Annotated in this window: 6 protein-coding genes; 2 read left to right on the top strand and 4 right to left on the bottom strand. The window is 65.7% G+C overall.

From position 1 onward, the window contains the following. Positions 1-89: 89 nt before the first annotated feature. On the bottom strand, positions 90-452 hold the full coding sequence (locus AB6M95_RS19340) for a hypothetical protein (RefSeq protein WP_371388379.1): 363 nt from the start codon (positions 450-452) through the stop codon (positions 90-92). Continuing rightward, entirely contained in the window at positions 439-1,725 is a 1,287-nt protein-coding gene (locus AB6M95_RS19345; protein ID WP_371388380.1) for a terminase large subunit domain-containing protein, read from the bottom strand. The genes AB6M95_RS19340 and AB6M95_RS19345 overlap by 14 nt, the downstream gene beginning before the upstream one ends. Positions 1,726-1,777: 52 nt before the next feature. On the opposite strand from AB6M95_RS19345, the gene AB6M95_RS19350 reads away from it, so the two are divergent. Then, positions 1,778-2,698 (top strand): tetratricopeptide repeat protein, encoded by a 921-nt coding sequence (locus tag AB6M95_RS19350; RefSeq protein WP_371388381.1) that lies wholly within the window; start codon positions 1,778-1,780, stop codon positions 2,696-2,698. Positions 2,699-2,700: 2 nt separating this feature from the next. Here AB6M95_RS19350 and AB6M95_RS19355 read toward each other — a convergent pair whose 3' ends face one another. Beyond that, complete coding sequence (locus tag AB6M95_RS19355) at positions 2,701-2,913, bottom strand: hypothetical protein (protein ID WP_371388382.1); 213 nt, start codon at positions 2,911-2,913, stop codon at positions 2,701-2,703. Further along, positions 2,910-3,314 carry a hypothetical protein gene (locus AB6M95_RS19360; RefSeq protein ID WP_371388383.1) on the bottom strand — a complete coding sequence of 135 codons (405 nt, stop codon included), beginning with the start codon at positions 3,312-3,314 and terminating at the stop codon, positions 2,910-2,912. Before AB6M95_RS19360 ends, AB6M95_RS19355 begins: the two co-directional genes overlap by 4 nt. Positions 3,315-3,605: 291 nt before the next feature. Between AB6M95_RS19360 and AB6M95_RS19365 the strand changes: the two genes are divergently transcribed. Next, positions 3,606-4,280: a CBS and ACT domain-containing protein gene (locus tag AB6M95_RS19365; protein WP_371388384.1), complete on the top strand. Its 675-nt coding sequence runs from the start codon at positions 3,606-3,608 to the stop codon at positions 4,278-4,280. The last annotated feature ends 731 nt before the right edge of the window (positions 4,281-5,011 follow it).

Consider the following 5,011-nt stretch of genomic DNA (forward strand, 5'->3'; position numbering starts at 1 on the left):
GAGGGGGTCCAGGGGGAACCCTTTTCAAAGGGTTCCCCCTGGCGGGGTCTGGGGCAGCGCCCCGGCCGTCGGAGACATCTCCAGTCTCCCTAATCCACGGCCAGACTCGCCGTCTGGAAGACGCACATCTCGCCGAAGCCGTACAGCCGGGCGAAGCGGAACAGGTTCTCATTGAACCGCCCCTTGTCGTCGGCGCGCACGCCCATGATCCTGGGCAGGCCGAGGCGGCGGGCCTCGTCCTTGAGCCATTCGAGGTCGCGGGCCAGGGTGCGCCGGGTTTCGGGTCCCCAGCGGGTCATGGTGAGGTGCAGTTCGAGGTAATCCGGGCGTTCGGCGATGGCGCAGACGGCGTAGGGGCCGTGGGCGTCTGCCAGTTCAAGCCAGCGGTAGGGGCCGTCTTCGGGGAAGTTGGCCAGGAGGTCGGGCCGGGTGGCGGTCTCAGTCACGGGCATGGGTATCTCCGAAGGGGTTGTAGTTGTTGGCGGTCCGGGACGGACGCGGACCGGGTTCGGGTTGGCGGAAGCCCACGGCAAAGTAGCGGAAGCCGTCGGCGGCGTGGCTGGTCCAGTCGTGCAGGGGGTGGGCCGAGAAGTCGGCGGTCCGGTCGTTGAAGGAGCGCCGGTAATGGCGCAGGGCTTCGAGTCCGGGGCCGCAGCGGGTCTCGTCGAACCAGCAGCGCGGCAGGATGGTGCGCACGGCGTTGATGCCGTCCTGGATGGGGATGTTGGCGGCGATGTCGAAGCGGATGCCCAGCGACCGGGCCACTTCCAGGCGCGACTTGCCGGTGCCCAGTTCGCGCACGCGGATGTCGTGGGGCGCGATGTGGGTGCCGTACTTGTAGCCTTTGGCGTCCAGGACCTTGGCGTAGTGATCGAGGCCTTCGCCGCTGGCCTCGTAGTAGTCCACCACCGCGAAGGTGCCGCCGGGCCGGGCCTGGACGAACCAGATGGAGGTCGAGTCGGACATGCCCAAGTCCCAGGCGGTATGCACGGGCATGCAGGGGTCCACGGGCACGGCGGTGACGCGGCCCTCGCGGTCGGCGTCGGCCAGGAGCTGGCCGAAGTAGGCCCCCCGGATGGCGGCGGTGAAGGAGCACTCGAACTCCTGCTCGTACTCCTCGGGCGACATCTCGCGGGCGCTGGCGTCCAGCTCCTCCACGGGGATGATGCCGGTTTCGGAGGCGCGGTACAGGGCGGCCAGCCAGTCCGGGTCGAGTCTGGCCTTTTCCCAGATCTCGTAGAGGGCGTTCTTGCCGCGCGGGGTGCCGATGAACATGGCCCAGCCCCGGCGGTCGGACAGAGCGGGCCGGATGACCTCGGTCCAGACGCGCAGGGGCATCTGGGCCACCTCGTCGAAGACCACGCCGTCCAGGTACATGCCGCGCAGGGAGTCCGGGTTGTTGGCCCCGAACAGGCGGATGCGCGCCCCGTTCTCGAAGTCGGCGCGCAGTTCGGTTTCGTTGAACCGGACCGTGCAGCCGTCCAGTCCCTGGCCGCAGTAGCGCTTGAGTTCGTCCCAGACCACGGTCTTGGCCTGGCGGTAGAGGGGCGCGATGTAGGCCCCGCGCCAGTCGTCGCGGCGGGTGGCCCGGGCCGCGCGGATGAGCCGGTTGACGGACAATACGGTCTTGCCGAACCGGCGGTGGCAGACCAGGACCGAGAAGCGGCCGAGTTCGGCCTCGATCCTGGCCTGGTGCTCCCTGGGCACGTACAGGTCACTGGTCATTGTTTCCTCGCTTATGTTGACGGGCGGTACGGGCCGAGGGTATTCCACGGCAATGCGAACGTACGCCCTGATTGTTTTTCTCTGCCTGCTCCTGGCCGTGCCGGGCTGCGCCGGAAAGGAGGCCCCGCCCGTGGTCCCGCCCACTGCGGCGGAGCTGGCCACGCAGCAGCGCCAGGCCCAGGCCGCCGAAATCCTGGCCGAGGCCATACAGCTTCGCCACGACGGCGGGTTTCTCGACGAGGACACGGCGCTCGACTACCTGAACCAGGCCCTCGGGCTGGACCCGGACCTGGCCACCGCGCTCTACTACCGTTCGACCATCCTGTTCTCCAAGGGACGGACGGACGCGGCCCTGTCCGACGTGAACCGGGCCATCGGGCTGAAGCCGGACCACGTGGAGGCGCACTACACGCGCGGCTCCATTCTCCTGAAGCTGAGACGGTTCCGGGAGGCGGCGCGGGACTTCACCGAGGTCATCAAGCACGACCCGTCCATCGCCGAGGCGTTCGTCCGGCGGGGGCTGTGCTACATGCAGCTGAACCGCGAAGACGAGGCCATCGACGACTTCGGCAGCGCCCTGGCCATCAACCCGGCCAACCTGGACGCCAACTACAACCGGGGCATGGCCTACCTGGCCCGGGGCGAGTACGACGCCGCCCTGAGCGACCTGACCCAGGCGTACGCCCTGGACGCGGACAACGTCCGGCTGATCACCGCACGGGGCCAGACCCTGCTCAAGCTCGGCCGGTTCAAGTCGGCCGCGCGGGACTACCTGCGGGCCACCCAGCTCGACCCCGGACAGAGCGCCCTGTACGGGCTGCTCGCCGAGGCCCTGGCCGGTGACGGAGCGATGGACGACGCCATCGAGGCCGCGGAAAAGGCCCTGGCCCTGGCGCGCGCCCAGGGCGACGACGCCATGGCCGCCCAATACCGCGACCAGGTCCGGCAGTACCGGGACAAGACCTATCCCTAGGCTCATCGCAGCACCTCGAAGAGCATCCGCCCGCCCAGGGCGGCCACGCCCGCCACGCTGCCCCAGACCAGCCGCTCCAGCAGCCTGATCTTCTCCCGGTTGCCCGCGCATTGCCGGGCTCCGTTGATCTCGCGGATGGCCACCTGGATGGCCTTGACCCTTTCGTCGATGCGGACCAGAAGGTCCTGCAGATCCTGTCTCTCCATGGCCGTCATTTGCCGCCTCCCAAGGCGTCCTTGAGCCCGCGCACCGCGGCGGGCAGATAGTCGCCGATCTTCTTGACCCCGAGCACGGCGGCCACGATCCAGAAGGTGATCTGCAAAAACCAGTCGGGCAGCGCCTCCCAGGAGCGGATGACCTCGCCCGCGCCCTCGGGGTCCACCCCGGACCAGATGAAGAAGCCTATCCAGGCGAAAAAGAGCACGTCGTCCTTCCAGCCCGAGTTCTCCAGCTGCTTCATCTCCCAGTCGTGATTGAATTCCTGGTCCGAGCGGGCCAGGCGCATGCGGTTCTCCATGACCGCCTTCTTCAGCTCCTGTTTGCCCTTGAAGTGATCCGCCACTCCGTCCACCATCGTGGTCAGCAGTCCGGCCACGGCCGCGATAATAGGTATCATGCCGTTCTCCCATGTCCTTGAGGGTTGCGCACGCCACCCCGGTCCCGGACACCATAGCCCCGGTTTTCGACGAAACCGGGTTTCGGGAAAGATCGGCAGGGAAAAACAGGCGAATGGTATAAAAAATCATCTTGACGGGGTTCGAGACTCCGGGGTAGCCGACCGGACCCGCCCGGTGCGCGAAAAAGCCGTCGCAGGGGTAGCCAAATGGCGCGGGAAACGTTACGAATAGCTCGGAATATCGATTGTATCCGGCCGGGCGAGACCGGTTAACCAAGGAGGAATATCCCTATGCTGGTAGTCAACTGGATGAGCACCGACGTCGTCACCATCACCCCTGAGCGCTCCATGATGAAGGCCTCCAAGCTCATGAAAGACAAGGGCATCAGCCGTCTCCCAGTGGTGGACGAGGACGGCCGCATCGTGGGTATCGTTTCGGACCGCGACGTCAAGGACGCCTCCCCGTCCAAGGCGACCACCCTGGACGTGCACGAGCTGTACTATCTCCTGTCCGAGATCAAGGTCTCGGACATCATGACCAAAAAGGTGGTCACCATCCGCGACACCGAGACCGTGGAAAAGGCCGCCGTGCTCATGCTCGAAGGCAATTTCGGCGGCCTGCCCGTGGTCGACGAGGACAACAAGGTCGTGGGCATCATCACCGATACCGACATCTTCAAGGTCCTGGTCGAAATCTCCGGCGTCTACGAGGGCGGCGCGCAGTTCTGCCTGCGCCTGTCCACCGCGCCCGGCAGCCTGCGCCCGGTGCTCGCCTTCCTCAAGGACCACGGCGCGCGCATCATGTCCATCATGACCCACAACGTGCCCGAATCCGAAGGGTTCAAGAACGTCTACATCCGTATCCGCGACATGGAAAAGCCCGAGTTCAAACGCCTCAAGCAGGACCTCGCCGATACCTTCGACGTCATCTACTGGGCCGTGGACTCCGTCCACAACGTCATCTAACCTCGCGATATCGAGGAAAGAGCACTTTTTTCGGTAAAAGCACGATAAGTTACTTGATCTATATCCTCGCGTAATATAGTCATATCTTACCGACGATCTCTGCCTTTTTCCAAACCAGGAGGCCGCCCCGCAAGGAGCGGCCTCCTGCCGTTTCCGGCGGGTGGCAACGCGGGGTGGGGGCGGGGAATGCCTCCGGCGGTCTCCTTCGGAGAGACCAGGGCGCTGCCCTGGACCCGGCAGGGAGCAAAGCCCCCTGCACCCCCATGTTCGCTTCGCTCAGGGGCGTACGGCGGCGAAAGGCCGCGACGTGGACGCCTTCCACCGTGCCGGTTGGCGATTTCGGGCAGAAAAAACGGATGGAACGACGTGCTTCTTCACCGAAAGAAGTGCGCCGTTTTTTCTGCCCGAAATCGCGGGTTTTTTCTTTTAAGAAAAGAGATTCCCTAAAAAACAGCCTCTTCGCCGCCGTTCGAAAACGCCGCAAAACCCATTTCCCGCGTTCCGCCCACGCCTGCCAGCGGCGTTGGCAACCGTCCCGAAGGGGTCGCGCCGGACGTCCATGGGCCTCGGAGGGCCGCCCGGCGCGAACCCTTCGGGACACCGCACAACCAAGCCACTCCCTCCCCCACACGCGCCACCATCCGCCATCTCGCTCCCGCACGCCCCTGCCGCAGGCACACAAAAAGTTTGGGAGGGGGTCCAGGGGGAACCCTTTTCTCAAAGGGTTCCCC

It is taken from the genome of Pseudodesulfovibrio karagichevae, from assembly GCF_041414475.1.
In the GTDB taxonomy this organism is placed as follows: Bacteria; Desulfobacterota; Desulfovibrionia; order Desulfovibrionales; family Desulfovibrionaceae; genus Pseudodesulfovibrio; species Pseudodesulfovibrio karagichevae.

Excerpts from the sequence above, each read along its gene's own strand:
- AB6M95_RS19365 (WP_371388384.1), top strand. The coding sequence starts at position 3,606 with ATGCTGGTAGTCAACTGGATGAGCACCGACGTCGTCACCATCACCCCT.
- AB6M95_RS19345 (WP_371388380.1), bottom strand. The coding sequence starts at position 1,725 with ATGACCAGTGACCTGTACGTGCCCAGGGAGCACCAGGCCAGGATCGAG.
- AB6M95_RS19360 (WP_371388383.1), bottom strand. The coding sequence starts at position 3,314 with ATGATACCTATTATCGCGGCCGTGGCCGGACTGCTGACCACGATGGTG.
- AB6M95_RS19340 (WP_371388379.1), bottom strand. The coding sequence starts at position 452 with ATGCCCGTGACTGAGACCGCCACCCGGCCCGACCTCCTGGCCAACTTC.
- AB6M95_RS19355 (WP_371388382.1), bottom strand. The coding sequence starts at position 2,913 with ATGACGGCCATGGAGAGACAGGATCTGCAGGACCTTCTGGTCCGCATC.
- AB6M95_RS19350 (WP_371388381.1), top strand. The coding sequence starts at position 1,778 with ATGCGAACGTACGCCCTGATTGTTTTTCTCTGCCTGCTCCTGGCCGTG.